Origin of the sequence: Campylobacter sp. RM12647 (genome assembly GCF_020138135.1) — a bacterium.
Lineage (GTDB): Bacteria > Campylobacterota > Campylobacteria > Campylobacterales > Campylobacteraceae > Campylobacter_E.
In genome coordinates this window covers 1-25187 of sequence record NZ_JACGAS010000015.1, presented here as the reverse complement: position 1 = coordinate 25187, position 25187 = coordinate 1, and the positions used below count along the sequence as shown (strand labels likewise).

Below are 25187 nucleotides of genomic sequence, written 5' to 3'. Positions count from 1 at the left end.
CCTAAAAATAGGGCTAAATAAATTATTTAAGTTCAACCTTAGCGCCAGCTTCTTCAAGTTGTTTTTTAGCTTCTTCAGCATCTGCTTTGCTAACACCTTCTTTTAATGTTGATGGAGTACCTTCAACAGCATCTTTAGCTTCTTTTAAGCCTAATCCTGTTAATGCACGTACTACTTTAATAACATTAATTTTGTTAGCACCTGAATCTACTAACACAACGTTAAATTCTGTTTTTTCTTCTTCAGCAGCAGCTGCAGCACCACCTACAGCACCAGCAACCATTACAGGAGCTGCACTAACACCAAATTTTTCTTCAAATTCTTTAACTAATTCAGATAGTTCTAAAACACTTAGATTTGAGATATATTCTAATACATCTTGTTTTGTAATTGCCATTTTTTATCCTTTATAAAATTATTCTTGTTCTTTTTTTTCTTTAAGTGCATTTAAACCGATTGTGAAATTTTGAATCGGCGCATTCCAAACTTGCAATAACATAGCAAGTAACTCTTCACGAGATGGCATTTTAGATAATGCAGTAATTTTATTAGCATCTGCAACTTCACCATCTATGTGACCAAACTTAACTTCAAACGCATTATTTTTTTCAGCAAATTTAGCTGCTACTTTTGTAACTGCTAACGCGTCTTCTCCCCAAAGATAAATATTTGTATCTTTAAGTGTTAAACCATTTTTGCCTGATTTTTCTAAAGCAATACTAGCTAAAGTATTTTTAATAACTTCTACTTTAACATTAGCAACTCTTGCAGAATCACGTAATACTTCTAATTGCTTAGTAATAATACCTTTATAATTACAAACAACAACAGCATTGTTTGTTGTAAATTCATCAGAAAGTCTAGCTATTAGTTCTTCTTTTTGGTTTCTTGTCATCGTTTCTCCTTTCCGATTTATGATTTAAGCAGAGAGACAAAAGTCAATTAAGTAATAAACCTCGGCTGTCACAAATCAAATTTTTATTTAAATTCTTTACGCAAAAAAACTAAAATAAAAATTTGAAAAAGAATAGCTATATTTTTAACATAAAAAGTTTAAAAAATAGCTATTCATAGAAAAAATTATTTTAAATCTAATAATTCTTGAGTTTCAAGTTTTAAACCTGGACTCATTGTTAAAGATAGAGTTGCACTCTTAATATATCTACCTTTTGCAGTTGCAGGTTTGTGTTTATTAATTGCTTTTACAAAAGCACTAACGTTATTTAATAATTTTTCTTCAGAAAAACTAACTTTACCTAAACCAGCATGAATATTTCCTTGTTTATCTACACGAAAATTAACTTGTCCTGATTTAGCATTTTTAACAGCTTGAGCTACATCCATAGTAACTGTTCCTGTTTTAGGATTTGGCATTAAACCCTTAGGTCCTAAAATACGGCCAACTTTACCAACTAGCCCCATTAAATTTGGAGTTGCTATTAATACATCAAAATTAATATTACCTTTTTGAATTTCTTCTACTAAATCATCATCACCAACAATATCAGCTCCTGCTGCTTTTGCTTCATCAGCTTTAATATCTTTTGCAATTACAGCTACACGAACCTTTTTGCCAGTTCCTTCTGGTAATACTACTGAACCTCTTACCATTTGATCAGCATGTCTTGGATCAACATTTAATTTCATTGCTATTTCAACGGTTTCATCAAATTTAGCTGATGATAAAGTTTTAATAACTTTAATACCATCATTTAGTGAATATTCTTTTGTTAAATCAACTTTTTTTAATAATTCTTGAATTCTTTTTGCTTTTTTTGCCATATTTTTCTCCGCATTTTTTAAAGTGCTTCCGCCTTAACCCGGCGGTTAGGTTCTTATTAATCTACTACTTCAACACCCATTGATCTAGCAGAACCTGCAATAATCTTAGCAGCTTGCTCACGATCTTTTGTATTTAAGTCAGCAATTTTTCTATCAACAATTTCAAGTATTTGAGCTTTTGTTAGCTTACCTACTTTATTTTTTAAAGGATTATCAGTTCCTTTTGAAATACCTGCAGCTTTTTTAATTAAATCTGTAGCAGGTGGTTGTTTTGTTATAAATGTAAAACTTTTATCAGCATATACTGTTATAACTACTGGAATATTATATCCCGCCATATCTTTTGTACGCTCATTGAAAGCCTTACAAAATTCCATAATATTAACACCTTGTTGTCCTAAAGCAGGTCCTACTGGTGGTGATGGATTTGCCTTTGTTGCAGCTATTTGTAATTTAATTTCCCCAACAACTTTTTTAGCCATAATGACTCCTTAATTTATTAAATAATTTTTTCTACTTGTGAATATAGTATTTCAACTGGCGTACTTCTTCCAAAAATTGAAACATTAAGTTTTAAAGTACCCCTAACCATATCGTATTCTTCTACAATACCTGTAAAATTCGCAAATGAGCCTTCAGTAATCCTAACGCTTTCTCCATTTTCAAAGAAAATTTTAGGTCTTGGAGCTTTTTTATTATTAGCTTTTTCTAAAATCAAATTAACATCCTTCTCACTTAAAGGAGTAGGTTTTTTAGATTCTCCAATAAATCTTCCAACTTTAGGCAATTTTTGAATTTTATGCCATAACTCTATATCTAAATCAATGTTTGCAAAAACATAGCTAGAATATAAACATTTTGCTGTAATTTTCTGTTTTCCATTCTTACCTGTTTCAATAACATCTTCTGTAGGAACTAAAACTTCTTTTAATCTATCAGAAATTCCATTTTCATAACATAATTTCTCAATAGCTCTTTTTACAGCCATTTCGCTACCTGCGTAAGTCTGAATTGCATACCATTTAAAATTCATCTCGCGCCCTTATAAAATACTCTTTAATGAAAAAGACATAATAAAATCAACAAAAGCTAAAAATAAAGAAATAACGGTAACTACAACAACTACCGTAATAAAAGCATTTTTTACTTGTCCTTTAGTTGGAAAAAATACTTTTGCTAACTCAGCTTTTGATAACTTAAAATAATTTATTAATTTTTCCATTTTAAAACCTTTAATTGGCAGGGCAAGAGGGATTCGAACCCCCAACCATCGGATTTGGAATCCGGCGCTCTACCGTTGGAGCTATTGCCCTAAAATTAGCTTTTTAACTTAACTTCTTTATGAACTGTATGTTTTCTTAATCTTGGGCAATACTTTTTAAGTTCTAACTTTTCAGTAGTATTCTTTGAATTTTTAAACGTACTATAATTAATATCGCCTGTTTCTTCGCATTTTAAACCAATTTTAATTCTCATAACATTTCCTTTTAGTTTTTAGAGTAGGTATAAAAACCTACTCATTTAAATTACTTAATAATTTTTGATACAACACCTGAACCAACTGTTCTACCACCTTCACGGATAGCAAAACGAGTACCTTCTTCAAGTGCAACTGGTTGAATTAATGATACAGTAATTCTTACGTTATCACCAGGCATAACCATTTCTGTGCCTTCTGCTAACTGAATAGAACCTGTAACGTCAGTTGTTCTTACATAGAACTGTGGTCTATAGTTATTAAAGAATGGAGTATGTCTACCACCTTCTTCTTTAGTTAAGATATAAACTTCAGCTTCAAAGTCTGTATGTGGAGTAATAGTTTTTGGTTTAGCAAGAACCATACCACGAATAACATCTTCTTTTTTTGTTCCGCGTAGTAATACACCTACGTTATCACCAGCTTCACCTTGCTCCATTTCTTTTCTAAACATTTCAACACCAGTAACTGTTGTTGTTTGAGTATCTCTAATACCAACGATTTCAATAGTATCTCCAACTTTAACGATACCTTTTTCAATACGTCCTGTTACAACTGTACCACGACCTGAAATTGAGAATACGTCTTCAATTGGCATTAAGAAATCTTTGTCAGTATCACGAACTGGAGTTGGGATATAGCTATCTACTTGAGCCATTAACTCTAAAATTTTAGCTGACCATTCGCCATCTTTACCAGCTTTTGCTTCTTCTAAAGCCTGTAAAGCTGAACCAGATACGATTGGAGTGTCATCGCCTGGGAAATCATATGAACTTAATAATTCTCTAATTTCCATTTCAACTAGCTCTAATAATTCAGCATCATCAACCATATCAGCTTTGTTCATAAATACTACGATATATGGAACACCAACTTGGCGTGATAATAGAATGTGCTCTCTAGTTTGTGGCATTGGGCCGTCTGCTGCTGAAACAACAAGAATAGCGCCATCCATTTGTGCAGCACCTGTAATCATGTTTTTAACATAGTCTGCGTGGCCTGGGCAGTCTACGTGAGCGTAGTGACGATTTTCAGTCTCATACTCAATATGAGAAGTAGCAATTGTAATACCTCTTTCTTTTTCTTCTGGAGCATTATCAATATTATCATAATCTTTAAGCTCTGCAAGACCTCTTCTTGATAAAACAGCTGAAATAGCAGCAGTTAAAGTAGTTTTACCGTGGTCAACGTGACCAATTGTTCCGATATTCACGTGTGGTTTATTACGTGAGAATTTTTCCTTTGCCATAATACTTCCTCCGTATTAATAAAATTAATTACTAGTCTAAAATTATTACCTTTTTGAATAAATGGAGCTCATAGTGGGACTTGAACCCACGACCTCTCCCTTACCAAGGGAGTGCTCTACCTCTGAGCCATACGAGCGCTCAGAAAAATTATAACTTTAGACAACAAATACACTAAAACTTAAACTATTTTTGGAAAAACTTGTGAAGCGATAAAAATTACAGCTCCCAGTTCTTGCAAAAAAGTTGGAGCGGGAAACGAGACTCGAACTCGCGACCCTCAGCTTGGAAGGCTGATGCTCTAGCCAACTGAGCTATTCCCGCATCTATAATGGTGGTGAGTCGTGGATTCGAACCACGGAAGGCAAAGCCAGCAGATTTACAGTCTGCCCTCGTTGGCCACTTGAGTAACTCACCTTTATTTATAAAAATAAAGCCTTTTTTGTTCTGGTCAAACACTGCTAAAAATAAAATGGAGCTGGTTAAGGGACTTGAACCCCCGACCTGCTGCTTACAAGGCAGCTGCTCTACCAACTGAGCTAAACCAGCATAAATCAAAAATGAAAGACGGCATTATATGTAAAAATTTTTCATTTGTCAAGAGTAAGTTATAATTTTTTTAAAAAAAGGAGCAATATGAAAATTTTATTTTCACCAAGTGAAGAAAAAATAAATAGCTTAAATGCTTATAATATAGATGAATTAAAGATATTTTTTACTAATTTAAATTTAGACAATCTCTCAATAAAATCTCAATTTAGAAAATCATATATAAAGGAATATATAAATCATTTTGATAATTTAGAATTAATTTTTGGTGTTAAAAATACCCAAAATATATTAAATAATTTCTCTAATAAATTATATAAAGCAATAATTTTATATCAAGGAGTTAGCTATAAAGAATTAGATTACAATAGTTTAAGTAATGAAGAAAAAACATATATTGATGATAATGTAATTATATTTTCCAACCTTTTTGGACCTATTCTTGCAAATGATGAGATACCATTTTATAAACTCAAACAAGGGGTGAAATTAAACAAAATCAACCAAGCTAAAGAATATTTAAAAGATACAACAAATAATCTAAATGAAATAATAAAAGAATTTGCAATTGACCTTAGAGCTGATATTTATAAAGACTATTATCAAATTCAAATTCCACACGCAACTTTTATTTTTATGAAAAATAATAAGCAATTATCTCATAGTTCAAAAGTCTATCGTGGCAGGGTTTTAAGGCTATTAGCACAAAATAATATTACTAATATTAAAGAATTATCTAATATGATTTATGCTAATTTTTCTGTAATAAATATAGAAAATATAGAAAATAAAACAATATTTTATATTGATATAAAGGATTAAAATGGGAAGCTTGTATTTACTAGTTATACTAATCGTATTTTTACTGATAGCATTTTTAATTACGCAATATTTCAACGCAAGAATAAATCTATTAAAACAAAAAATATCAGTAATTGATGATAAATTAAACGAAGCAATGAAGCTAATAGAAAGAAATAGATTATTAATAGAAGATAATAAAGAAAATATATTAGCTCAAAAAAAAGCTAGAAAGGACGAAGAATGAATTATTTGCACTTATTAAAAACTCGTTTTGCTTGTAAGGAATTTAATAACGAAAAAGTTTCTCAAGCAAAAATCAATGCTATTTTAGAAGCTGGAGTTTTAAGCCCTAGCTCATTAGGACTTGAGCCTTGGACTTTTTATGTTTTACAAAATCCTGAAAACATTGAAAAATTAAAACAATTTTGTAATTCTAAAAGACAATTTGAAACTTGTGCTTTTGCTGTAATTGTAGCTGCAAAAAATAATTTTGACCCAAAGGGTGGCGTAGTTCAAAATGCGCTTAAAAGAAGAGAAGATTTTGATAAAGTTTATGAATTATATTCGCCTTATCTAAAGCGTTTAGAAACTAGAAACGCTCACGAATATGGAGCTTTACAATGTTATATAGCAGCTACAAATATGGTAAATTGCGCTCATACTTTAGGCGTTGATTCTTGCATTATCGGTGGATACGACGAAGCACCGATTAATGAAGAATTTTTACCAAAAGATGAATTTTGCGCTTTGGTTTTAACTTTTGGTTATAGAGCAAACGGACAACCAAAACATAAAAAAATGAGATTTTCGTTTAACGAAAAAGTAAAATTTATATAAGCATTCTATCTTCAAAATAAATTACATTTTATACACTAGCCTTTTTAGGCTAGTAAATCCAAAATTATTTTTTATTATTTGGATTTAATTGAGCACCACGATTTCCATGAACTTTTGCGTGAGCTGGGTTTTGACCTGAAGTGCCTTTATTAGCATTAGCTTGATTTGCTTTATGGTTTGCATTAGCGTTATTCATAATATCTCCTTTCATAAAATAATTTATTATACCCCCCCCCCATTCTTAATTTTGACTTAAAAAATATAAATTTAAAATTCATATATTTAAAACTTGTTATATATTTAAGCATAAATTAAGAATGGGGGGGGGTATTATCTCGTTTTTATTTTATTTTAAAAGGATTAAAAATGAATGCGACGATTTTATTCTCTCAAATTCAAGACAAGTTGCCTAAGAAAATAGGTGGATTTAAAAAAGCTCTTACAGCAAATCAAAATTACTCAAAACCAATTATGAGTAATGAAGAATTATTAAAAAAACTAGAAAGTTTAAGCGAAACCGAGCTTAAAGAAGTTGCTAAAATGCTTGAAAAAGACGAGCTTGATAGTCCTAGTGTATGTTTTTGGTTGCACAATTTCGTATTAGGATCTTTCGGTGTTTCAAGATTTAAGGTAGGGCATTTTAAAATAGGTATTATAAAATTATTAATTCTTATAATTTATCAAATAAGTTATATTGCAACGCTTTTAATTAGATTTGATCCACAAATTACTTTTATATTTTATTTATTAGCTTGTGCATTTTGGTTTATAGATTTATTTAGCATAGGTGTATTTTTAAGAAATAAAAACCTAGAAAAGGTTAATAATATCATAGACTTAGTAAAGGCAAGAAATGCAAATTAAGATACTTTGTATTTTTAATGAAAGAACATTCTCTCATTTTTAAATTTCAATAAAGGAATACCAATGAATAATCAATTGCAATCTGAACTTTTAAGCTGCATCAATAGTTATCCTAAAGATACTTTAGCAGTCACTTGTGACAATATAAGCGATTTTAATTTAAATAGTAATTTGCAAGATATTGCTATTAATAGTAATGTTAAAATTATAAAACTAATACCTAAAAATTCGCAATATAATTATGAATTATTCAATAATGAATCAGGGTTAGAATTAGCAAGTGTTATTGATAAGAATATTAAACTAAATAATGACAATATAGCTACTACGCAAATGCCCAATATAACACCTACTAATAATTACAACAATGATTATAAAACTACTCAAGAAGTGCCTAATTATAATCATAATGAACCTAAAAATTCAATAGTATTTGAATATTTACCTGAATTTATATTTGGATGTTTAGTAGCAGCATTAATAACAACATTAGTAACTGTAATTTGTAAATTATTTCATAAAACTAATATTACAGTATATAGAGATTATTGTGATGCTATGTGCAGTTTATTAAATTACATAATAATATTTATTTTAATGTTATTAGCATTATTGCATTTGGATAATAAAATAGGAATCTTTCCTATAATATCTTGTTTATTTGCATTAATGCTAAGTCTATTTTACAACCTATTATGTTCAATTAGAACCAATAATGGTATATTTCGAATTGCAGTATCATTTATTACTAAAATAATATTAGGTATAGTTACCTTATTCTATATACATTCATTCTTTTGTAAACCTAGAAGGTCTGATGATGAAACTACTTATGAATACCATAAAAGATGTAGGGATTATAGTAAAGATAGTCTTATAAAATCAACAATCTTACTAACTATTATGTACAACATTATTGAATATAGAGTATTTATTTATGATCCTAATAATATGGTTGAAGAAGAAGAGTATGATGAAGAATACTATGATGAAGATGAGTATGATGAATACGAAGAAGTTGATAATAAAAAATATTTAAAATAAGGATGAATAAATGAATAATTTAAACAACGAAATTAAAAAGCCTTTTATTGATAGTAAAAACTATCCTTTCAAACTAATTTATAAAGATAAATATTTTGAAGTAGTAGTCGGTGAAGCACAGACAAATAAGGGTGAATTATCAATAGGGATAAGGACAAATTATTTTCCTAAGGATAATTTTCACAATGATTGTTATTTTATTTTCCCATCGCATTTTGGCGTTGAGTTTTTAAAATTATTTATATTAGACAATAACCCAAATAATGAAAATATCTCTCAAGCTATTGCAAAAATATTTGAAGATAATAGGAGTAACAATGAAAAAAATAATAATTAGTTTATTTTTAAGCACATATTTAAGTGCTTTTAATTTTTCTTTTTTTGATAATACACCAAAATGCAATGATGAAGTAGCACTTGAAGCCCTAGAAGAGCTTATAAGAGAAAATGCTCCTGAAGTAATATTTAAATATGGCGTTATTAAAGCATTTCAAGATGAAGTAGAAAATACGATAATTAAAGTGCGAGAGTTTAAAGATTATGATTATTCATATAATGGTAATTTTGCCGAAAGCTACGCAGCAAATGCTTATAAACCCGTAATTGATTTATTGAATCAAATAATAAAATATGTAAGCACTAATGTTAAGATGGATTTTTCTAGCTTTGTAACACTAAAAAACGAAGATGATAGAGCAAGATATTGTAATGCTAATTTGAAATTTGTTTATCCAACTATGCCAAATGAATTAAGCAGTAAAATAACAGATGGCAAGATAAAAGGCATAGTTGTGAATGGTGGAGAAAACGAAACTACAATAAAATATAAAACTTATTACACAGATGATAAAGAGCAAGTTTATGTAGAGCTAATTGGTTATTAAAATATTTTTACTCAAACCTTTAAAGGCTTGAGTAAATTTTAAAATTTATAGCTTAATGCAAGTCCTATGCTACCGCCTTTGCTAATATCATTAACATAACCAAATCTTACTCCTGCATAAATATTATTCGCAAATGTATAGCCTAAAGATATATCAAATTCTGCATTCAAATCTTTTTCTTTTATAGTGTCAAAATAATATTTAAGATACACACCGCCACTCATTGTAAAATTATTCTCAAATTGCTTTCTAGCAGCAACACCAGTCTTTAAAAACATTGAATTTGCACTAACATTAATATCATTTGTATCAATATTATAAAACTTAGTTTCAAAACTTCTACTAGCATAACCTAGACCGCCTAACAACGATAAAGACATATCATTACCAACTAAAATTCCATAACCACCAAGTGCTGAAAAACTATTAAAGCTATCTTTGATTTTACCTTTAACATTATATGAATTTACAAAATCACTATTAATTTCAGCATGAGTAAATCTAATATCATATACAAAATGATTTTCTTCATTTGTGTAAAATCTATTTGCGTACAAATCAGCTCTACCAACAAAATTATCTTCTAAACTAACTCCATTTTCTTCAACCAAACTAGTTCCATAAATATCCAAACCAACAAAATTGCTTGCAAAAGCATTTACGCAAATTAACGAAAAAACTAATTTTTTCATAATATCTCCTAAAATAATTTTAAAAATATAATAATACCCCCCCCCACTCTTAATAAAAGCTTAAAAATAAAATTATTAAAACCAATTTTTAAGGAATTTAATTATTTATTATTTTAGAATCACAAAAATTTTTAAGCAAAATAATGAGCTAAAAATACTAAAAATATGGGACAAAAATTTGCCAAAAAGCACGAAATCATAAATAATTTCAAAGCTTGTTATATCTTTTGGACGATTATTGTGAATTAATAAAAAAAGATGAAACAAATTATTCTTATCAAAACTTAGTATCAGCAATACAAAAAGCTAAAAATTAATTCAAGAACTTGAAAGAGATTTTAACGAAGTTATATCTAAAGAAAATCTTGATTTAGAAAAATATAATTTATATAACAAAAAGAAAAATTAATTTATTCTCTGCTTTAAAAGGTATGAAAAGTATTGTATGTGATAATCAATTGTTAGATTATTGATTTAACTTTAACTACTAATTTTAAATTCTTTAAAACTAAAGAATTTAAAATCAAAATCTAATGTTTTGCTCTATATCTAAAAGATAAAGCTATTTTTATATCTTTTTCGTTTATTTTTAATCTCTCTTCAAAATCAGCCAAAGACCTAGCAACCTTTAAAACCTTATTAGCAGCCCTAGCACTTAAATGATAATTATTAATAGCTTTGTTAAAAATATCTCTTGCACTATCTTCTAAAATGCAGTATTTTTTAATATCTTCATCGCTTAATTTACCATTAAACTCATCTTGCTTTCTTATCTCTTTTTGAAAGATAAAAGCCTTTAAAATCTCATCAGCTAAATCCTTGCTACTAACACTTGCTTTTGCGTTCATATCAACCTCATCAACTGCCACATATAAATCAATCCTATCATAAATCGGCTCTGAAATCTTACTTTTATACCTTATAATATCACGCTCAAGGCATTTGCAATTTTGCTCTTTTTTAAAGAGATTTCCACAAGGGCAAGGATTTAAGGCTGATATGAATAAGAATTTAGTTTTATAAGATATTTTTGAATTAACCCTTGAGATATTGATTAAATTATCTTCTAAAGGCTCTCTTAGGCTTTCTATAATTTGCTTATTAAAATAAGTAAATTCATCAAAAAACAAAACCCCATTATTTGCCAAAGCAATTTCGCCTATCCTAGCATTTTTAGTCCCACCACCTAAAATTGAGCTAATAGTTGAGCTTCTATGCGGACTTCTAAAACTTCTAATAGACGAAAAATCAAGCTTCTCGCCATTTAAACTCCTATAAGCATTATTTTCTAAAATCTCATCAACGCTAAGTGGTGGCATTATATAAACTAGCCTTTTAGCGCACATACTTTTACCACTTCCAGGTGAGCCTTCTAGCATAATATTGTGCATTCCTAAAGATGCTATTTTACAAGCTAATTTTACTTGTTCTTGACCCCTAATATCTATAAAATCTAGTGGGTAATTTGTATTTTTTATATAACTTTTATTATTGATTTTTATTAAAGAATTAAAAATATTTTCATTATAGTTTATTCTAAATTTTTCCTTATCTTCGCTAGTAAAAAACTCAAAAGCTTCAAGTAAATTCCCGACAGCATAACACTGCAAATTATAAATCAAACTAACTTCACTTGCTAATTCTTTAGGCACTAACACCTTAGAATTTGGCTTAAATCTAGCTAAAAATAATAAAATAGAAAAAAGCCCCGAAGTGCTTTTAATATCTCCATTTAACCCAAGCTCTCCGAATACATAATAATCATTATCTAAATCTTTTTCATAAAAATATACTAAAAGTGCAATTGCTAAATCAAAATAACTACCATTTTTAGGAATATCTGATGGGCTTAGATTTATTACGATTTTTTTGCAAGGCATTGTAAAATCATCAAGATTAGCAAAAGCTGATTTTATCCTATCTACGCTTTCTTTGATACTAGTGCTTGCTAATCCTACGATATTAAAAGCAGGTAAGCCCTTTGACATCATTGCTTCAATATTTATTATATTTAGTTCGTTTGTATAAATTGCTGATTTTATATTTTTCATATTTTTACCTTTTCTTTAGAATACTTTAAGTTTATTAATATATACTCGCAATTCGTTTTCTTTGTGTGATTTTTTAAGCCTAAGAGCTTAAGTTTAAAATTTCACACAAGGAGAAGCTATGAAAAATTATTTTTCATAATTTGTTTAACGCAAATTATATTTGCGAAAGTTCTTATTCAAGGTGCTCTTCCAGAAGAGACTGATGTTTTAATCAATGTTTTAGAAAATAAGTAAGAAGAAAGAATTGGTTCTTATCTATTCTACTCAGGAACAATCAACGGAAAAGATGTTGTTATATCAAGAACATTAGTTGGTATGACTAATGCTGCAGCTACAACTAGTATAGGAATATTAAAATATAAACCTACTATCATAATAAATCAAGGAACAGCAGGAGCTCATGATTTAGGTTTAAAAGTAGGAGATATTGTATTAGCTAGTAAAATATATAAAGTTGGTTCATACTATAATCCTTGTGGAAAAATCCCTATGAAATCTCTATTACCCTATTAGTTCCAGCAACAACACAAAAATCTATTACTTATGATAAAGAGCCTTGACAAGACAATACAGCAAAGTAAGTAGAAGCAAGTTATTTTACAAGTGATGAAAATTTGTTAGAACAAGCTTATGAATTTGCAAAAACTACTAATTATAAGACAATTAAAAGTGTGATTGCAACAGCGGATGCATATAAAAAGAAACAAAAAATGATTGAATGGGTTATATAAACTTATGGCTCAAGTACTGAATAAATGAAAAGTGTAACAGTCGCTCAGGTAACAAAGGCTTTTGATATACATTTTATAGGGATTAGAATAATATCAAATGTGGAACCTAGAAAATAAAGTTTTGATGAAAAAACAGTTACAAAATGCCAAGAATTTGTAATTGAGTATCTAAAAACATTAAAATAATATAAAAAGAATTGGAAAGCATATTTCAAATTCTTAAAAACTATTCTTTTATATCTAATTTTAAAGCTTCTTTTATTTAATCAAATCGTGTTATTATTGCTAGTAAGTAACAACTGTTGCTTTTTGAATAACACATAAATAATATTTATAATTTAAAATTTTAATATCAATTTAAAAGGATTGTTAATGAAACCTTTATTTCAGCATAAAATAGGAATCTGTTTTGCAATAAACGAAACATTTTTAAATCAAATGATTGTATCATTACAAAGCATTATAGATAACCTAAATCACGATAATCAATACGACATATTAATTTTAAATGATAGTAGAAATGAAATCAAAAAAAGAACTATAAAAGCTTTTTATGAGAAAGAAAATATTTCAATAAGATTTATTTCATTAGATAATAATTTAAAAGAAAAACTTAAAGATTGTAATGAGTACTGTGGCGATTCTAGTTTAAGCACTTATTATAGATTATTTATAAGTGATATATTTACTAATTTTCAACATATTATATATTTAGATGCTGATACAGTAGTGCTAGATGATATAAGCAAGTTATATAAAAAATGCGATGATAATTATTTATTTGCTGCTTGCGTAGATAACAAATATTCATGTTATATGAAAAGAGTATCAAAAATCACACCATTTCAAATAAATTCATGGTTTAATGCTGGAGTAATGATTTTTAATATAGATAAATGTAGAAATATGAACCTGTCAAAACTAGCGTTAGATGTAAATGAAAAATACAAAGAATGTAAAACAATAAACGATGAAATAATGCTTAACCTAATAGCTCTAGAAAATAAAACACTTATAAAACAACTTGACCTAAAATGGAATTGTCTAAATATAGATTACTTTCAAAACCCTGACAAGGATTATATATCAAAAATAGGTGACAAACCAAGCTTAATACATTATGTAGGCACAAAACCTTTTCAAAATGTAAAAACAGGTGGTCTTATACAAAACCACTCTCAAATTTATGGGGGGGGGCAAATTTGGTGGACTTATGCAAGAAGATCGCTTGCATATGAAGAGTTTTTAGATACCTTTATAGAATATAAGACAAGCATTAAATTGCCTAAAATTTTTGTTAGGTTTATCACGTTGTTTATTTACTCAAAACAAAATAGAAAAGCTTTTCGTAGCAAATATACGTTAATGTAAGGAAAAAATGAAAATATCAATAATTATGGCAACATACAATAAAGAAAAATATATACTTCGTGCACTAAATAGTTGCCTAAATCAAACATATAAAAATATTGAAATTTTGGTAATTGATGATGGGGGGGGGGGATAACAGCATTAAAATCGCAAAAAACATACAGAAAAAAGATAATAGAATAAAAATTATACAAAATCATTCAAATTTAAAAACACTCTACGCAAAACTAGAGGGAATAAAATATTCTACTGGTGATATTGTAACATTCTTGGATCCTGATGATGAATTAGAATTAAATGCTTGCGAAGAAGTGGTTAAACTTATGTCTCAAAATATAGATATTGCTATAGGTGGTCTATGCACAATATATAACAATCATAAAAAGTTTAAAATTATAAAAAACCAAATCCTAAAACCAAAAACATATAAATCAAATTTAGATAGCTGGCAACTTTGTGCAAAATTTTTTAGAAAAAACGTTTTATTCCAAGCTAGGGCAATGCTTTTAAATCAACAAATAAAATCAGTATGTATGTTAGATGATGGAATACTATCAGTTGCGATAATATTAAGTGATTTAAGATATATTAGTTTTACAAATGCGACATTTTATAAATACTACAAAAACGAAACAAGCATAACAATTGATAATTCAAACTATAGAATGAATGAGAATCTAAAAGATATTAAAATTCTTTTAAAATTTATAAAAAATAATTATAATCAATTTATTGATTATAGACTTTATAGAACATTTGTAAAAATATATACAGACATACTACGCAACACAAAAAAATATAATAAAAATAAAATGAAAAAACTACATTTCTTATATTTATTTCGGTTTTACAATACACACAAACTAAAAAATATAAATACTTTTAGAATATACCTAAAAATTTGCTCAAAACATATTTTACAACAAATGCTCAAAAATTTTTAAATCCCACTCAGTATCTATATCAAGTGAATGAGATTTTTCCATAATAAAAGCTATTTCGTTATCATTAAAACTTGTATTCTCATCTAAGTCTTTAATATAATTTATATAAATAGCTCCATTAATTTTATAGTTTTTCTTAAAATCTTGACGTCTTATTGTGCTATTTTGCTCTACTATTTTTTCCAATATACCTTCACTAATAGTTCTTAATAAAACAACATTATCACCTTCACATACACTAGCTACACTTTTTTTATGTTTTAAAAAAGTCTCATATGCACCTCTGATATCTTCGGCATCTCTAAGCGGTGAAGTTGGTTGTAAAATTATTAAAACATTAAATATTTTACCTATTTTTCTATATTCATCTAAAACCTCTAAAACACAATCTAAAGTTTTAGCTGTATCGCTACTTGTCTTCTCATTACGCAAAAACGGCACACTTGCACCATATTTTTTAGCAATACTCGCATATTCTATACTATCAGTAGACACCATTATTTCATCAAAAATTTCAGATTTAATAGCTGCACTGATCGTATATGCCATTAAAGGAATTTTATTTACTAATCTAATGTTTTTGTCTTTTACACCTTTACTACCACTTCTTGCCGGAATAATTGCTAAAACCTTCATAAATCATTGAACCTTTTTTGCAAATTAATTTTCCAAGTCTTTTTATTATTTAAAATTTTAAGAAATTCACCTGCACAATTTCCACTACTAAAAGAATTATCTTTATTTTTTATATTAAAATTATGTGTTTTAATAAAATCAAGTAATTGCATATCATCTGATTTAAATGTTTTTATATATTTTATATTTTCTTTTACTCTTGAATTTTGCCTTGAACCTATATTTATACAATAAGTCCCATATACTCTAGCTTCTCTAATACCAGCTGAACTATTTCCTATAATAAATTCAGCATATTTTAAAAGTGTTAAAAATTTTTCAAATTTAATTGATGGAAATAATTTAAATTTTGAATTAGTTTTTAACTTCTTTAATTCATTTAAAATAATATCACTACCCAAATCATTATTCGGATATATACAAATATAGTTTTTATTACTATTAATTAATAGTTGAATTAAATTCTCAACTTGATATTGCATAGAATTAACTTCAGTTGTAACAGGATGAAATGAAAATATTGCATAATCTTTAAAATCTATACCATAATATTTTTTAACATCTTCTAAAGTTGGTAAATCATCGCTTAGCATTACATCAATATCAGCCGAACCTATTATAAAAATAGCATTTTCATCTTCTCCTAATTGAATGAGCCTAGCTTTAGCCTCATCATTTGCGACAAAATGTATATGAGATAGTTTAGTAACTGAGTGTCTTATACTATCATCTATAGTGCCACTTTTTTCTCCACCTTCAATATGTGCTACTAAAATATTATTAAATGCCCCAACAATAGCTCCACCTAACGCCTCTGGTCTATCCCCGTGAATTACTATCATGTCAGGTTTATACGAACTTACAAACTCGCTAAAATCACTTATAAAATGGGATAAATTAATATCAGTTTTATTTGTTTCATATTTTTTTGCTAAATATAAATTTGAAAATCCGTCTTTAATAATCTCTTTATAAGTGCTTCCAAATTGCTCTAGTAAATGCATACCGCAAGCATAAATCATATAAGAAAAGTCATAGCACTTATCAATCTCTTTTATAAGTGGTTTAATCTTTCCCCAATCAGCTCTAGTTCCACTTACAAAAAGTATTTTTTTACTCATTTATCATATCCCAAGTTATATGAGTGTCGTTTTCTATATCACATTTTGCTTTTTTACCCAATAAACTCTCATAATACTCAGCTAGTATCTCACCTGTTCCAGGGCGTTTTACCCAAAGATTATCTACGCTAAACACTTCTCCTTTTTTAATAGGCTTTATACTTACGCAAGTTGCAAACGCAAAATCAATGGTAACTTTTTCTTCTTTAGCTGCTTCTTTTTTGCCACCTTTCATTTGATGAAGTTCTTTTGCAGCATTTACAAGCTCTCTTGCTTCATTTTCATCCATAGAACAAACTATATCTTCTCCAACTCTATTTTTATGATCGGTAAAATGTCTTTCAATTATTGTTGCCCCTAAAGCAATAGCTGCAATTGATGAGTTATTGTTTAAAGTATGATCGCTAAGTCCAATTTCTAAATCAGGGAATTCTCTCATCATCTCTTGCATAGCCCCAAGCCTTACTAACTGTGGTGGTGTTGGATAAAGATTTGTAGTATGAAGTAATGCAATAGGGGTATTCTCATCTTTAAAAATCTTCACAGCTTTTTTAATAGAAGCTATATCATTCATGCCTGTTGATATAATTGTCGGTTTATGAAAGCTAGCAATTAATTTTAAAAGTGGGTAATTATTCATCTCGCCAGAACCTATTTTATATGCACTTACTCCAAAACTCTCTAATCTAAGAGCTGCTGCACGGCTAAATGGGGTTGATATAAAAATCATACCTTTACTTTCTACATATTTTTTAAGCTCTAGTTCATCAACTTCATTTAAGGCACATCTAGCCATAATATCATATATGCTATCGTTTGAGTTTCCTGGAATTACCTTCTTAGCTTCTTTACTCATCTCATCTTCTACTATATGGGTTTGATGTTTTACAACTTCAATTCCTGCACGATGAGCCGCATCTACCATTTGTTTAGCTACTTCTAAACTACCACCATGATTAATACCAATTTCCGCAATAATTAGAGCTGGATGATTTGTATCTATAATTCTATTTAAAATTTGCATTTTAAACCTTTTATTTTTATTTTAGATATTATAATATATCATAGATTATAAAAGGATTTAATTTATGATTGATTTTAAAAGAGACAGCGATAATTTAATTGTAGCGGGAAATGGACCTAGCCTCAAAAACATAGACTTAAATTCATTACCCAATGATTTTGATGTTTTTAGATGTAATCAATTCTATTGCGAAGATAGATATTATATTGGAAAAAATATAAAATTAGTAATGTTTAATCCAATAGTTATTCATCACCAAATAAGAACAATTCATGAAATTATTAAAAGAAATGAATACAAAATCGAAAACATATGTTTAAACTATATAAATAATAATTGGGATACCAATTTTTGTTTAAACAAGTTTAAAAGCAAAATGCCTTTTGTATATATATTAAAAGATATTTTAGATAAGCAAATTCTAAAAGATGTATGCTTATTTGACGAATTTGATAACTTAAGACCAACTTCTGGAGTTTTATTAATGTTGCTTGGAAAATCGCTAGGGTACAAAAATATATATTTTATTGGTATGGATTTTGCATTAAACAACAATCAAGAACAAATGATTTATATTGAAAATAGCAATATATGCAATACAGTTTATAAAAATAATAATATAACAAACTTTATGGATGAATTGCATAATTCTAAATATGATTTATCCTTAATTAATAAATTTAACTTTATACCACTAAGAACAACCAATGAGTTATTAGCTGAAAAAAAAATAGATTATATAAATGATTTTATATTAGAACGTAATCTATCATTTGATAAAAAAGCAAATTATTTAAAAACAATAGAAAAATATTTAAGACGTAAAATAAAGAAAAAACTAGGTTTTAAAAAATATCAACAATTTTAAAAAGGAAGAAAGATGATAAAAACTTGCATATTTCCAGCAGCAGGTTATGGAACTAGATTTTTACCTGCAACAAAAACTTTACCTAAAGAAATGCTACCTATTTTAGATAAGCCATTAATACACTATGCTATGGAAGAAGCTATTGAAGCAGGGCTTACAAATATAGGTATTATTACAGGCAGAACAAAAAGAGCTTTAGAAGATTATTTTGATATATCTTATGAAATTGAAGACGCAATAAAAGGCAGTGAAAAAGAAAAATTACTTGATGATGTTCGTAGGCAAATGGAAGTATGTAATTTCACATTTACTAGACAAAGAAAAATGAATGGATTAGGTGATGCGATAAATTGTGCTAAAAATATGGTTAGTAATGAACCTTTTGGGGTAATTTTAGCAGATGACTTGTGTGTAAATGATGCTTGTGGTGTAATGAGCCAAATGGTAAAAGCATATGAAAAATATCGTTGTAGTATTGTTGCACTTATGGAAGTTCCAAATAAAGATACTAAAAAATATGGGATTATTGAAGGCGTAAAATTAGAAGATAATATTTACAAAATCACAGATATGGTTGAAAAACCAGACCCAAAAGACGCAAAAACAAATCTAGCAATTATTGGAAGATATATTCTAACCCCTGATATTTTTGATATTTTAGATAATACCAAACCTGGTCGTGGTGGAGAAATTCAAATTACTGATGCTCTTAATACTCAAGCAAAAGAAGGTAGATGTATAGGATTAGTATTTAGTGGTCTTAGATTTGATTGTGGTAGTGTAGAAGGTTTTTTTGAGGCGACTAAATACTTTTATGAAAGAGATTACAAATGATTACCTATCAAGAGTATTTTGAAAAAACTTCGCAAGAAAACATAAGCCTTTATCTAAAAAGAATGAATGAAGAAAGGCAAAGTGGCGAAGTTGGGTTTTATGATTTGCCTTTAGAATTTGATTTAGGAATTTCAAAACTTCAAAAAGTAAAAGAAAAATTTGCTAACAAAAGTCATTTTATAGTTATTGGAATGGGTGGAAGTAGTGTTGGCACTAGGGCGATTACGAGTTTTTTGGGGATAAAAAATATTGATTATTTAGACAATATTTCAAGTACTCTTTTTAATGAAATATTAGAAAAAATTGACCTTGAAAAAACGCTTTTCATATTAGTATCAAAATCTGGAAATACAATTGAATGCATAAGTTATTTTAGGATTTTGCTTGATGTTTTAGGTTTAAATGTAGATGATTTAAAGCATCACTTAATAGGAATTTGTATGCAAAATACCAAATTTTATGAGTTTTTAAAGACAAATGAAATAACGCATTTTGATATAGAAGAAAATGTTAGCGGTAGATTTTCAGTGCTTAGTAATGTTGGACTTGTGCCGTTATTTTTAGCAGGGGCTAATGTTGATGAGCTTATCAAAGGTGCTAAAGATTGTATGAACGAGCAAAAAACAAAAGAACATATACTTAATCTAGCCTACACGCTAAGCACAAAAATGATAAATAAAAATTATGTTTTATTCACTTATTGTGAAGAATTACGCCATTTTAACGAATGGTTCGTTCAGCTTGTAGCCGAAAGTCTTGGGAAATTTAAAGAATATAAACGCGTAGGACTTACACCAATTAGTCTAATAGGACCAAAAGACCAGCATTCGTTTTTACAACTCATAATTGAAGGGCCAAAAGATAAATTCGTAGAATTTATCCGTATAAAACCAAATCCAAATAGCCCCAAAATAAAGCACATAAAAGGACTTGAAAATCTTGAAAATCAAAGCGTAGGACATAGTTTAGATGAGCTACTTTACGCTCAAAGCAAATCGTGTCTTGATGCGATAAAAGCTGAAGGAATAGAAACAAGTCTAATTGAGCTTGATAGCAAAAGTGCTTATAATATCGGATATTTAATATACTATTATGAGTTATTAGTTGGTGCTTGTGGGCTTATGATAGGCATTAGCACTTACGATCAACCTGGTGTTGAAAGTGCAAAAAAACTTCTAAAAATATTATTAACTACAAAATAATCATAAAATAAAATTAGGAATTTCACATTCCTAATTTTTAACTATCTTATAAAGTCTTAATGTATTTAGCTAAAGCTTTAAAATCTTCATCATTTAGATTTTTTACTTGTAATTGCATAGTTTTTTGAGATTTACCACCAAAAGTTCCCGCCTTATATCCACTTAAAGCTTCATAAATTTCGCTCTCACTTAAAGTATTTATTACAACTTCAGCCCCAGGAGCTAATTTTTCTGCATTTTTTCCATGACAGGCAATACATTTTTTAAATAAAGTCGCCGCATCAGTTTTTAAAACATTTTCAACACTACTACTAACCTTATCAATGCCATCAGTAATTGCTTTAGCTGCACTATCTGTGCTTTCTTTTATCGTATTTGCAACTTCATTAGTGCTTTCTTTTAAATTATTAGCAACGCTTTTTGTAGTATCACTAATGCTATCTACTGCAGAATTTATCATAGGTTCAACTTGATTTGCAGCAGTATTTATATGTTCATCAACCTTTGTTGCTACATTATCTACAATTGTATTTATTTTCTTAGCCACTTCTTCAGTGCTTGATTTTACATTTTGACTAAGCTCTTGAGCTGGTTTTTGCTCTTCTTTTTTATCATTACAACCTGTTTGGATTATTAAAGCACTAATTGCTGCTAAACTTAAAAATATTTTTTTCATATTTTCTCCTTAAATAAATTAAAAGGCAAAATACTAGCATTTTTTAATAATTGTAATATTAAAATAAAAAATTAATTTATTATATATTATTTTATATAATAAGCTTTTAAATTCAGTCTTATTAAAGATTTTTTAATATATAATTTTTTATATTTTAAAGGAGTAAGTATGAAAAAAGCATTATTATTTTTAAGTTTAAGTTCTTTTGCATTAGCAAATACTTTAAATATCGCAGCAGCTGCAAATATAAGCTATCCACTAAACGAATTAAAGCAAAAATTTGAAAAACTACACCCAGATATAAAACTTAATGTCAATACAGGTGCTAGTGGTAGCTTTAACGCACAAATTAAAAATGGAGCAAATTATGATGTATTCTTATCTGCAAATATGGAATTTGCTAAAGATTTAGAAGAATTAACTAAAAATCAAGCAATCACTTATGCAAAAGGAAAGCTAATATTATTTTCAGCTAAAAAAAAGCCTAATTTAGATGATTTAAAAACCGCATCTTGTATAGCTATAGCAAACCCAAACACAGCTCCTTATGGAAAAGCAGCTAAAGAAGTATTAAATCAAATTCCAAATAGTTCAAACATAATAACGGCTACAAATATTTCAGCAACATTACTACAAGCTACAAAAGCTTGTGATTATGCTTTTGTAGCAGCGTCTAGCGTAGAGCAAATTAAAGAATTGGGTTTTAGTGATGAAAACATATTAAAAATTGATGATAAATTATACGAACCAATTTTACAAGGTATGATAATTACAAGTAAAGAAAAAAATGCTAAAGTGTTTTATGATTTTATATTAAGCCCTGATGCAAAGGAAATTTTTAATAAATATGGCTATGAATGAGCTGGATTTAAAACACGATTTTAAAGACTTTAAAATAAATGCTAGATTAAGCTTTGATGATGGAGAAATTATCGCATTGTTTGGTGATAGTGGAAGTGGTAAAAGCACTATTTTAAAATTAATAGCTGGGCTTATTAATAAGCCTTTGCTAAAAGATATTGCTTTTTTATTTCAAGATTGCACATTATTTGATAATTTTAATGTATATGAAAATCTAGTTTTTACAAATACTAAAACTCTTTTAGATGATTTAAAATATATTTTTGGTAAAAGATTAGATAAAAATACAAGTAATTTTTACGATGAATTATTAAAACTAGCTAATTTAGAAGAACACAAAACTAAAAAAATCAGCACTCTAAGCGGAGGACAAAAACAAAGACTAGCATTAATTTGTGCCTTAAGCAAAAATGCAAAATATATATTATTAGACGAGCCTTTAAGCGCACTTGATGATAGTAACAAAATAGCACTTATAAAACTAATCAAAAAAATAAATCAAGACTACAAAAGAACAATTATTTTTGTATCCCATTCGTGTTTTGAAATAAATGCCCTTGCTGATAAAATATATTTTGTAAAAAATGGTAGTTTTGAAAAATGTCTTAATAAAGAAGAATTTTTTATAGAAAAAATCCAAAATAATGAGTTTTTATGCAAGAATTAACACCAATTTTCTTATCACTTAAGTTATCTTTCGTAACTACTATAATATTATTTTTTATTTGCTTATATCCTGCATTTTATCTAAGCCAAAAAGAGTTTTTTGGTAAAAAAATACTATTAAGCATAATTTCATTGCCACTTGTGCTACCCCCTACCGTTTTAGGCTTTTATTTATTGGTGCTATTAAGTCCTAATAGTTATTTAGGGCAATTTTTAGCTAAATTTGATATTAAACTTGTTTTTAATTTTAAGGCTTTATTGATTGCTTCAATAATTTATTCTATGCCTTTTATGTTTAATCCTATTTATAGTGCGTTTAATGCTTTGCCTAAAAATCTTTTTGATAGAGCTAAATTACTTGAAAAATCTCAAGCTAACATAATATTTCGCCTTTGTTTGCCGCTAATAATCCCTAGTGTAATAAGTGCTAGTGTTATGAGTTTTGCTCATACTATGGGAGAATTTGGTGTAGTAATGATGATAGGCGGTAGCGTAGCAGGAGAGACAAAAGTCGCTTCTATTGCCGTATTTGAAGCATTAGAAACACTAGATTTAAATAAAGCAAATGAGCTTAGTATAATATTATTAGCCATTTCTTTTATTATTTTATTTGCCTTACAATTTATAAAACAAAATAAATATAAATCCTAATTTAAATTCTTTAAATTAAAGAATAAATAATGATAAAAATTGAGAGTATAGAGAATATAATAATAGATTAAAAGCTGTAGGGTAAAACTTAAAGAAGAGCCTATTTTCAAAATAAAATAAATAATATAGGAAAATATTATACAAAACAACAATGAGCCTATTTTGTGATGAATAGAAAAAAATCTTTTTTCGTATCTCTTTATTGTATATTTGTTTTTATATGGGATTTAGCAACTTTACTGATTGGAATATGTTTTATAGATTTAGATAATTTTTTAGCAAATATTATTGGTTTTATTATAGTTGCTATTATACCTTATCATTTTTTTTGTGCAATTGATATTAAAACGGTTATTTGTTATGAAGATTTTTTCATAATTAAGAGAAAGTTTTGCACTCAAAAGGTTTGCTATAGAAAATTTAAAGATTATTGGTTTTTTACTTCTATTACTAATAATAATATAGTAGTTAGGTTTAAGAAATTTCAATTTCCGATACATATAAATCAAAATATGTTTACACAAGATGAAATTAAAAATTTTATTGAAATTTTAGAAAAAAATAATATAAAGCGTTATAGTTGGTTTGATTAATTAAGTATTGTAAATACTGCTGAAAGGATTTTATGAAACTAGTATTTCTTGCTATGATAGTTGTAGGATTTGCATTCTTATGTGAAGCTTACCCGTATAAAAAATTTAAGGCTAAACTTTTCTTTAAATGTGTATTTTGCTTTCGTTATTTTAAAGTAATTTCAAAAGAATATAAACCAAAAGATAAAAACCACATATATTATAATTTTATAGAAAATTTTCTTTATTATTTTAAATTTGTAATATTAGTTCTTTCATATGCGCTTTTTTATTCTGGAATACTATTGTTATGCCTTACTCTAACCCTTTAGATTAAAAATTTATAAGCTATGTTATTAATCTAAAAAATTAATTTACTAACAACTCAATTTAAATCTAATAAGCAAGGCTAAGCCACTATTATAAATCTTATTAATTATATTAACACCGCACCAACAATTCAATCAATCACTAAATCCACTAATTTATAAGCTATTTTTTATTACACTAAAAAATACTACCGCAATCATTTCCTAAATCATCTTATAAAGCATTTTTTAAATAACTATTATTAAACTATATTAAAAATATTTAAGATAAATTCCTATATTAAATAAAATAAAAAATTTATCTATCAATTTACATTAAACCCACTACCCAACATCATTAAATCTATATTATCCACAGCTTATTTATTTCATTAAAAAAGCTTTTAAAAACATTATTTATCCTGTAAAGGTATAAAATTAGTTTATATAGTTTTATTATTTAAATATTTTAAACATATATAAAACTTAAT

33 protein-coding genes and 5 tRNA genes are annotated in these 25187 nt (G+C 27.7%); 18 read left to right on the top strand and 20 right to left on the bottom strand.

Annotation, left to right across the window (positions count from 1 at the left end):
• Nucleotides 1-22: 22 nt before the first annotated feature.
• The 13 genes from rplL to AVBRAN12647_RS06495 form a co-directional block, all read right to left on the bottom strand.
• Nucleotides 23-397, bottom strand: coding sequence for a 50S ribosomal protein L7/L12 (gene rplL / locus AVBRAN12647_RS06555; RefSeq protein ID WP_214118192.1), 375 nt, complete (start codon nt 395-397; stop codon nt 23-25).
• Between the two features lie 18 nt (nt 398-415).
• Nucleotides 416-895, bottom strand: a complete 480-nt coding sequence (gene rplJ / locus AVBRAN12647_RS06550; protein ID WP_214118194.1) for a 50S ribosomal protein L10 — start codon at nt 893-895, stop codon at nt 416-418.
• A gap of 185 nt (nt 896-1080) precedes the next feature.
• Nucleotides 1081-1782, bottom strand: coding sequence for a 50S ribosomal protein L1 (gene rplA, locus AVBRAN12647_RS06545; RefSeq protein ID WP_214118196.1), 702 nt, complete (start codon nt 1780-1782; stop codon nt 1081-1083).
• A gap of 56 nt (nt 1783-1838) precedes the next feature.
• Nucleotides 1839-2264, bottom strand: a complete 426-nt coding sequence (rplK, locus tag AVBRAN12647_RS06540; RefSeq protein ID WP_214118198.1) for a 50S ribosomal protein L11 — start codon at nt 2262-2264, stop codon at nt 1839-1841.
• Nucleotides 2265-2281: 17 nt separating this feature from the next.
• Entirely contained in the window at nt 2282-2815 is a 534-nt protein-coding gene (gene nusG, locus AVBRAN12647_RS06535; protein WP_214118200.1) for a transcription termination/antitermination protein NusG, read from the bottom strand.
• Between the two features lie 9 nt (nt 2816-2824).
• A complete protein-coding gene (secE, locus tag AVBRAN12647_RS06530) occupies nt 2825-3004 on the bottom strand; it encodes a preprotein translocase subunit SecE (RefSeq protein ID WP_214118201.1) in 180 nt (59 codons plus the stop codon).
• Nucleotides 3005-3019: 15 nt separating this feature from the next.
• Nucleotides 3020-3095: transfer RNA gene (locus AVBRAN12647_RS06525), tRNA-Trp, on the bottom strand.
• 4 nt (nt 3096-3099) lie between these two features.
• Nucleotides 3100-3258 carry a 50S ribosomal protein L33 gene (rpmG, locus tag AVBRAN12647_RS06520; protein WP_214118203.1) on the bottom strand — a complete coding sequence of 53 codons (159 nt, stop codon included), beginning with the start codon at nt 3256-3258 and terminating at the stop codon, nt 3100-3102.
• Nucleotides 3259-3308: 50 nt separating this feature from the next.
• Complete coding sequence (gene tuf / locus AVBRAN12647_RS06515; RefSeq protein ID WP_336608943.1) at nt 3309-4508, bottom strand: elongation factor Tu; 1200 nt, start codon at nt 4506-4508, stop codon at nt 3309-3311.
• Nucleotides 4509-4570: 62 nt separating this feature from the next.
• Nucleotides 4571-4645: transfer RNA gene (locus AVBRAN12647_RS06510), tRNA-Thr, on the bottom strand.
• A gap of 108 nt (nt 4646-4753) precedes the next feature.
• Nucleotides 4754-4830: transfer RNA gene (locus tag AVBRAN12647_RS06505), tRNA-Gly, on the bottom strand.
• Between the two features lie 8 nt (nt 4831-4838).
• Nucleotides 4839-4923 (bottom strand) — tRNA-Tyr (locus AVBRAN12647_RS06500).
• A 56-nt stretch (nt 4924-4979) separates the two neighbouring features.
• Nucleotides 4980-5055 (bottom strand) — tRNA-Thr (locus AVBRAN12647_RS06495).
• Between the two features lie 87 nt (nt 5056-5142).
• Between AVBRAN12647_RS06495 and yaaA the strand changes: the two genes are divergently transcribed.
• The 3 genes from yaaA to AVBRAN12647_RS06480 are packed head-to-tail and all read left to right on the top strand — an operon-like array spanning nt 5143 to nt 6696.
• Complete coding sequence (gene yaaA / locus AVBRAN12647_RS06490; RefSeq protein ID WP_336614881.1) at nt 5143-5877, top strand: peroxide stress protein YaaA; 735 nt, start codon at nt 5143-5145, stop codon at nt 5875-5877.
• A gap of 1 nt (nt 5878) precedes the next feature.
• A complete protein-coding gene (locus AVBRAN12647_RS06485) occupies nt 5879-6103 on the top strand; it encodes a hypothetical protein (RefSeq protein WP_214118209.1) in 225 nt (74 codons plus the stop codon).
• A complete protein-coding gene (locus AVBRAN12647_RS06480) occupies nt 6100-6696 on the top strand; it encodes an NAD(P)H-dependent oxidoreductase (protein WP_336614880.1) in 597 nt (198 codons plus the stop codon). The genes AVBRAN12647_RS06485 and AVBRAN12647_RS06480 overlap by 4 nt, the downstream gene beginning before the upstream one ends.
• A 64-nt stretch (nt 6697-6760) precedes the next feature.
• Here AVBRAN12647_RS06480 and AVBRAN12647_RS06475 read toward each other — a convergent pair whose 3' ends face one another.
• Complete coding sequence (locus AVBRAN12647_RS06475; protein ID WP_214118213.1) at nt 6761-6892, bottom strand: alpha-amylase; 132 nt, start codon at nt 6890-6892, stop codon at nt 6761-6763.
• 170 nt (nt 6893-7062) lie between these two features.
• Between AVBRAN12647_RS06475 and AVBRAN12647_RS06470 the strand changes: the two genes are divergently transcribed.
• From AVBRAN12647_RS06470 to AVBRAN12647_RS06455, 4 genes are all read left to right on the top strand, one after another.
• Nucleotides 7063-7560, top strand: a complete 498-nt coding sequence (locus AVBRAN12647_RS06470; RefSeq protein WP_336614879.1) for a hypothetical protein — start codon at nt 7063-7065, stop codon at nt 7558-7560.
• 63 nt (nt 7561-7623) lie between these two features.
• A complete protein-coding gene (locus AVBRAN12647_RS06465; protein WP_336614878.1) occupies nt 7624-8604 on the top strand; it encodes a hypothetical protein in 981 nt (326 codons plus the stop codon).
• A 10-nt stretch (nt 8605-8614) separates the two neighbouring features.
• Nucleotides 8615-8941, top strand: coding sequence for a hypothetical protein (locus AVBRAN12647_RS06460; RefSeq protein WP_336614877.1), 327 nt, complete (start codon nt 8615-8617; stop codon nt 8939-8941).
• On the top strand, nt 8922-9488 hold the full coding sequence (locus tag AVBRAN12647_RS06455; RefSeq protein WP_336614876.1) for a hypothetical protein: 567 nt from the start codon (nt 8922-8924) through the stop codon (nt 9486-9488). The genes AVBRAN12647_RS06460 and AVBRAN12647_RS06455 overlap by 20 nt, the downstream gene beginning before the upstream one ends.
• 38 nt (nt 9489-9526) lie before the next feature.
• On the opposite strand, the gene AVBRAN12647_RS06450 is transcribed toward AVBRAN12647_RS06455, so the two are convergent.
• Nucleotides 9527-10180 carry a hypothetical protein gene (locus tag AVBRAN12647_RS06450; protein ID WP_336609660.1) on the bottom strand — a complete coding sequence of 218 codons (654 nt, stop codon included), beginning with the start codon at nt 10178-10180 and terminating at the stop codon, nt 9527-9529.
• A gap of 530 nt (nt 10181-10710) precedes the next feature.
• Entirely contained in the window at nt 10711-12231 is a 1521-nt protein-coding gene (locus AVBRAN12647_RS06445; protein WP_336614875.1) for a YifB family Mg chelatase-like AAA ATPase, read from the bottom strand.
• 243 nt (nt 12232-12474) lie between these two features.
• Between AVBRAN12647_RS06445 and AVBRAN12647_RS06440 the strand changes: the two genes are divergently transcribed.
• The 4 genes from AVBRAN12647_RS06440 (at nt 12475) to AVBRAN12647_RS06425 (ending at nt 15277) form a co-directional block, all read left to right on the top strand.
• On the top strand, nt 12475-12744 hold the full coding sequence (locus tag AVBRAN12647_RS06440) for a phosphorylase family protein (protein ID WP_275591997.1): 270 nt from the start codon (nt 12475-12477) through the stop codon (nt 12742-12744).
• A gap of 590 nt (nt 12745-13334) precedes the next feature.
• A complete protein-coding gene (locus AVBRAN12647_RS06435; RefSeq protein WP_239803250.1) occupies nt 13335-14333 on the top strand; it encodes a glycosyltransferase family 8 protein in 999 nt (332 codons plus the stop codon).
• Between the two features lie 7 nt (nt 14334-14340).
• On the top strand, nt 14341-14469 hold the full coding sequence (locus AVBRAN12647_RS06430) for a glycosyltransferase family 2 protein (RefSeq protein ID WP_336614874.1): 129 nt from the start codon (nt 14341-14343) through the stop codon (nt 14467-14469).
• On the top strand, nt 14450-15277 hold the full coding sequence (locus AVBRAN12647_RS06425; RefSeq protein ID WP_336614873.1) for a glycosyltransferase family 2 protein: 828 nt from the start codon (nt 14450-14452) through the stop codon (nt 15275-15277). Before AVBRAN12647_RS06430 ends, AVBRAN12647_RS06425 begins: the two co-directional genes overlap by 20 nt.
• Here the strand turns inward: AVBRAN12647_RS06425 and AVBRAN12647_RS06420 are convergent.
• The 3 genes from AVBRAN12647_RS06420 to AVBRAN12647_RS06410 are packed head-to-tail and all read right to left on the bottom strand — an operon-like array spanning nt 15251 to nt 18058.
• Entirely contained in the window at nt 15251-15913 is a 663-nt protein-coding gene (locus tag AVBRAN12647_RS06420; RefSeq protein WP_239803249.1) for an acylneuraminate cytidylyltransferase family protein, read from the bottom strand. The genes AVBRAN12647_RS06425 and AVBRAN12647_RS06420 overlap by 27 nt on opposite strands.
• Nucleotides 15910-17034: a UDP-N-acetylglucosamine 2-epimerase gene (gene neuC / locus AVBRAN12647_RS06415; RefSeq protein WP_239803248.1), complete on the bottom strand. Its 1125-nt coding sequence runs from the start codon at nt 17032-17034 to the stop codon at nt 15910-15912. The genes AVBRAN12647_RS06420 and neuC overlap by 4 nt, the downstream gene beginning before the upstream one ends.
• Entirely contained in the window at nt 17027-18058 is a 1032-nt protein-coding gene (locus AVBRAN12647_RS06410) for an N-acetylneuraminate synthase family protein (protein WP_239803247.1), read from the bottom strand. The genes neuC and AVBRAN12647_RS06410 overlap by 8 nt, the downstream gene beginning before the upstream one ends.
• Before the next feature lie 64 nt (nt 18059-18122).
• On the opposite strand from AVBRAN12647_RS06410, the gene AVBRAN12647_RS06405 reads away from it, so the two are divergent.
• Genes AVBRAN12647_RS06405 through AVBRAN12647_RS06395 form a run of 3 tightly spaced genes read left to right on the top strand, consistent with a single transcriptional unit; the run spans nt 18123 to nt 20962 of the window.
• Nucleotides 18123-18926 (top strand): alpha-2,3-sialyltransferase, encoded by an 804-nt coding sequence (locus AVBRAN12647_RS06405; protein ID WP_239803246.1) that lies wholly within the window; start codon nt 18123-18125, stop codon nt 18924-18926.
• 12 nt (nt 18927-18938) lie between these two features.
• Entirely contained in the window at nt 18939-19760 is an 822-nt protein-coding gene (gene galU, locus AVBRAN12647_RS06400) for a UTP--glucose-1-phosphate uridylyltransferase GalU (protein ID WP_214118246.1), read from the top strand.
• Nucleotides 19757-20962, top strand: coding sequence for a glucose-6-phosphate isomerase (locus AVBRAN12647_RS06395; protein WP_336614872.1), 1206 nt, complete (start codon nt 19757-19759; stop codon nt 20960-20962). The genes galU and AVBRAN12647_RS06395 overlap by 4 nt, the downstream gene beginning before the upstream one ends.
• Nucleotides 20963-21008: 46 nt before the next feature.
• Here AVBRAN12647_RS06395 and AVBRAN12647_RS06390 read toward each other — a convergent pair whose 3' ends face one another.
• Nucleotides 21009-21638: a c-type cytochrome gene (locus tag AVBRAN12647_RS06390; RefSeq protein WP_239803244.1), complete on the bottom strand. Its 630-nt coding sequence runs from the start codon at nt 21636-21638 to the stop codon at nt 21009-21011.
• A 168-nt stretch (nt 21639-21806) separates the two neighbouring features.
• Between AVBRAN12647_RS06390 and modA the strand changes: the two genes are divergently transcribed.
• The 4 genes from modA (at nt 21807) to AVBRAN12647_RS06370 (ending at nt 24409) form a co-directional block, all read left to right on the top strand.
• Nucleotides 21807-22499, top strand: a complete 693-nt coding sequence (modA, locus tag AVBRAN12647_RS06385; protein ID WP_214118250.1) for a molybdate ABC transporter substrate-binding protein — start codon at nt 21807-21809, stop codon at nt 22497-22499.
• Nucleotides 22486-23166, top strand: a complete 681-nt coding sequence (locus tag AVBRAN12647_RS06380) for an ATP-binding cassette domain-containing protein (RefSeq protein WP_214118252.1) — start codon at nt 22486-22488, stop codon at nt 23164-23166. Before modA ends, AVBRAN12647_RS06380 begins: the two co-directional genes overlap by 14 nt.
• Entirely contained in the window at nt 23154-23816 is a 663-nt protein-coding gene (gene modB, locus AVBRAN12647_RS06375; RefSeq protein WP_336614871.1) for a molybdate ABC transporter permease subunit, read from the top strand. The genes AVBRAN12647_RS06380 and modB overlap by 13 nt, the downstream gene beginning before the upstream one ends.
• 167 nt (nt 23817-23983) lie before the next feature.
• Complete coding sequence (locus AVBRAN12647_RS06370) at nt 23984-24409, top strand: hypothetical protein (protein ID WP_336614870.1); 426 nt, start codon at nt 23984-23986, stop codon at nt 24407-24409.
• Nucleotides 24410-25187 lie beyond the last annotated feature (778 nt).

Bases quoted from the DNA above. Each gene is read 5' to 3' on its own strand.
- AVBRAN12647_RS06430 (WP_336614874.1), top strand. From the start codon at position 14,341: ATGAAAATATCAATAATTATGGCAACATACAATAAAGAAAAATATATA.
- AVBRAN12647_RS06480 (WP_336614880.1), top strand. From the start codon at position 6,100: ATGAATTATTTGCACTTATTAAAAACTCGTTTTGCTTGTAAGGAATTT.
- yaaA (WP_336614881.1), top strand. From the start codon at position 5,143: ATGAAAATTTTATTTTCACCAAGTGAAGAAAAAATAAATAGCTTAAAT.
- AVBRAN12647_RS06435 (WP_239803250.1), top strand. From the start codon at position 13,335: ATGAAACCTTTATTTCAGCATAAAATAGGAATCTGTTTTGCAATAAAC.
- neuC (WP_239803248.1), bottom strand. From the start codon at position 17,034: ATGAGTAAAAAAATACTTTTTGTAAGTGGAACTAGAGCTGATTGGGGA.
- AVBRAN12647_RS06475 (WP_214118213.1), bottom strand. From the start codon at position 6,892: ATGAATAACGCTAATGCAAACCATAAAGCAAATCAAGCTAATGCTAAT.
- AVBRAN12647_RS06380 (WP_214118252.1), top strand. From the start codon at position 22,486: ATGGCTATGAATGAGCTGGATTTAAAACACGATTTTAAAGACTTTAAA.
- modB (WP_336614871.1), top strand. From the start codon at position 23,154: ATGCAAGAATTAACACCAATTTTCTTATCACTTAAGTTATCTTTCGTA.
- AVBRAN12647_RS06420 (WP_239803249.1), bottom strand. From the start codon at position 15,913: ATGAAGGTTTTAGCAATTATTCCGGCAAGAAGTGGTAGTAAAGGTGTA.
- modA (WP_214118250.1), top strand. From the start codon at position 21,807: ATGAAAAAAGCATTATTATTTTTAAGTTTAAGTTCTTTTGCATTAGCA.
- AVBRAN12647_RS06445 (WP_336614875.1), bottom strand. From the start codon at position 12,231: ATGAAAAATATAAAATCAGCAATTTATACAAACGAACTAAATATAATA.
- rpmG (WP_214118203.1), bottom strand. From the start codon at position 3,258: ATGAGAATTAAAATTGGTTTAAAATGCGAAGAAACAGGCGATATTAAT.
- AVBRAN12647_RS06405 (WP_239803246.1), top strand. From the start codon at position 18,123: ATGATTGATTTTAAAAGAGACAGCGATAATTTAATTGTAGCGGGAAAT.
- AVBRAN12647_RS06390 (WP_239803244.1), bottom strand. From the start codon at position 21,638: ATGAAAAAAATATTTTTAAGTTTAGCAGCAATTAGTGCTTTAATAATC.
- AVBRAN12647_RS06470 (WP_336614879.1), top strand. From the start codon at position 7,063: ATGAATGCGACGATTTTATTCTCTCAAATTCAAGACAAGTTGCCTAAG.
- rplJ (WP_214118194.1), bottom strand. From the start codon at position 895: ATGACAAGAAACCAAAAAGAAGAACTAATAGCTAGACTTTCTGATGAA.
- AVBRAN12647_RS06465 (WP_336614878.1), top strand. From the start codon at position 7,624: ATGAATAATCAATTGCAATCTGAACTTTTAAGCTGCATCAATAGTTAT.
- AVBRAN12647_RS06395 (WP_336614872.1), top strand. From the start codon at position 19,757: ATGATTACCTATCAAGAGTATTTTGAAAAAACTTCGCAAGAAAACATA.
- rplK (WP_214118198.1), bottom strand. From the start codon at position 2,264: ATGGCTAAAAAAGTTGTTGGGGAAATTAAATTACAAATAGCTGCAACA.
- AVBRAN12647_RS06460 (WP_336614877.1), top strand. From the start codon at position 8,615: ATGAATAATTTAAACAACGAAATTAAAAAGCCTTTTATTGATAGTAAA.
- rplL (WP_214118192.1), bottom strand. From the start codon at position 397: ATGGCAATTACAAAACAAGATGTATTAGAATATATCTCAAATCTAAGT.
- tuf (WP_336608943.1), bottom strand. From the start codon at position 4,508: ATGGCAAAGGAAAAATTCTCACGTAATAAACCACACGTGAATATCGGA.
- rplA (WP_214118196.1), bottom strand. From the start codon at position 1,782: ATGGCAAAAAAAGCAAAAAGAATTCAAGAATTATTAAAAAAAGTTGAT.
- AVBRAN12647_RS06425 (WP_336614873.1), top strand. From the start codon at position 14,450: ATGATGGGGGGGGGGGATAACAGCATTAAAATCGCAAAAAACATACAG.
- galU (WP_214118246.1), top strand. From the start codon at position 18,939: ATGATAAAAACTTGCATATTTCCAGCAGCAGGTTATGGAACTAGATTT.
- AVBRAN12647_RS06410 (WP_239803247.1), bottom strand. From the start codon at position 18,058: ATGCAAATTTTAAATAGAATTATAGATACAAATCATCCAGCTCTAATT.
- secE (WP_214118201.1), bottom strand. From the start codon at position 3,004: ATGGAAAAATTAATAAATTATTTTAAGTTATCAAAAGCTGAGTTAGCA.
- nusG (WP_214118200.1), bottom strand. From the start codon at position 2,815: ATGAATTTTAAATGGTATGCAATTCAGACTTACGCAGGTAGCGAAATG.
- AVBRAN12647_RS06485 (WP_214118209.1), top strand. From the start codon at position 5,879: ATGGGAAGCTTGTATTTACTAGTTATACTAATCGTATTTTTACTGATA.
- AVBRAN12647_RS06370 (WP_336614870.1), top strand. From the start codon at position 23,984: ATGAATAGAAAAAAATCTTTTTTCGTATCTCTTTATTGTATATTTGTT.
- AVBRAN12647_RS06455 (WP_336614876.1), top strand. From the start codon at position 8,922: ATGAAAAAAATAATAATTAGTTTATTTTTAAGCACATATTTAAGTGCT.
- AVBRAN12647_RS06450 (WP_336609660.1), bottom strand. From the start codon at position 10,180: ATGAAAAAATTAGTTTTTTCGTTAATTTGCGTAAATGCTTTTGCAAGC.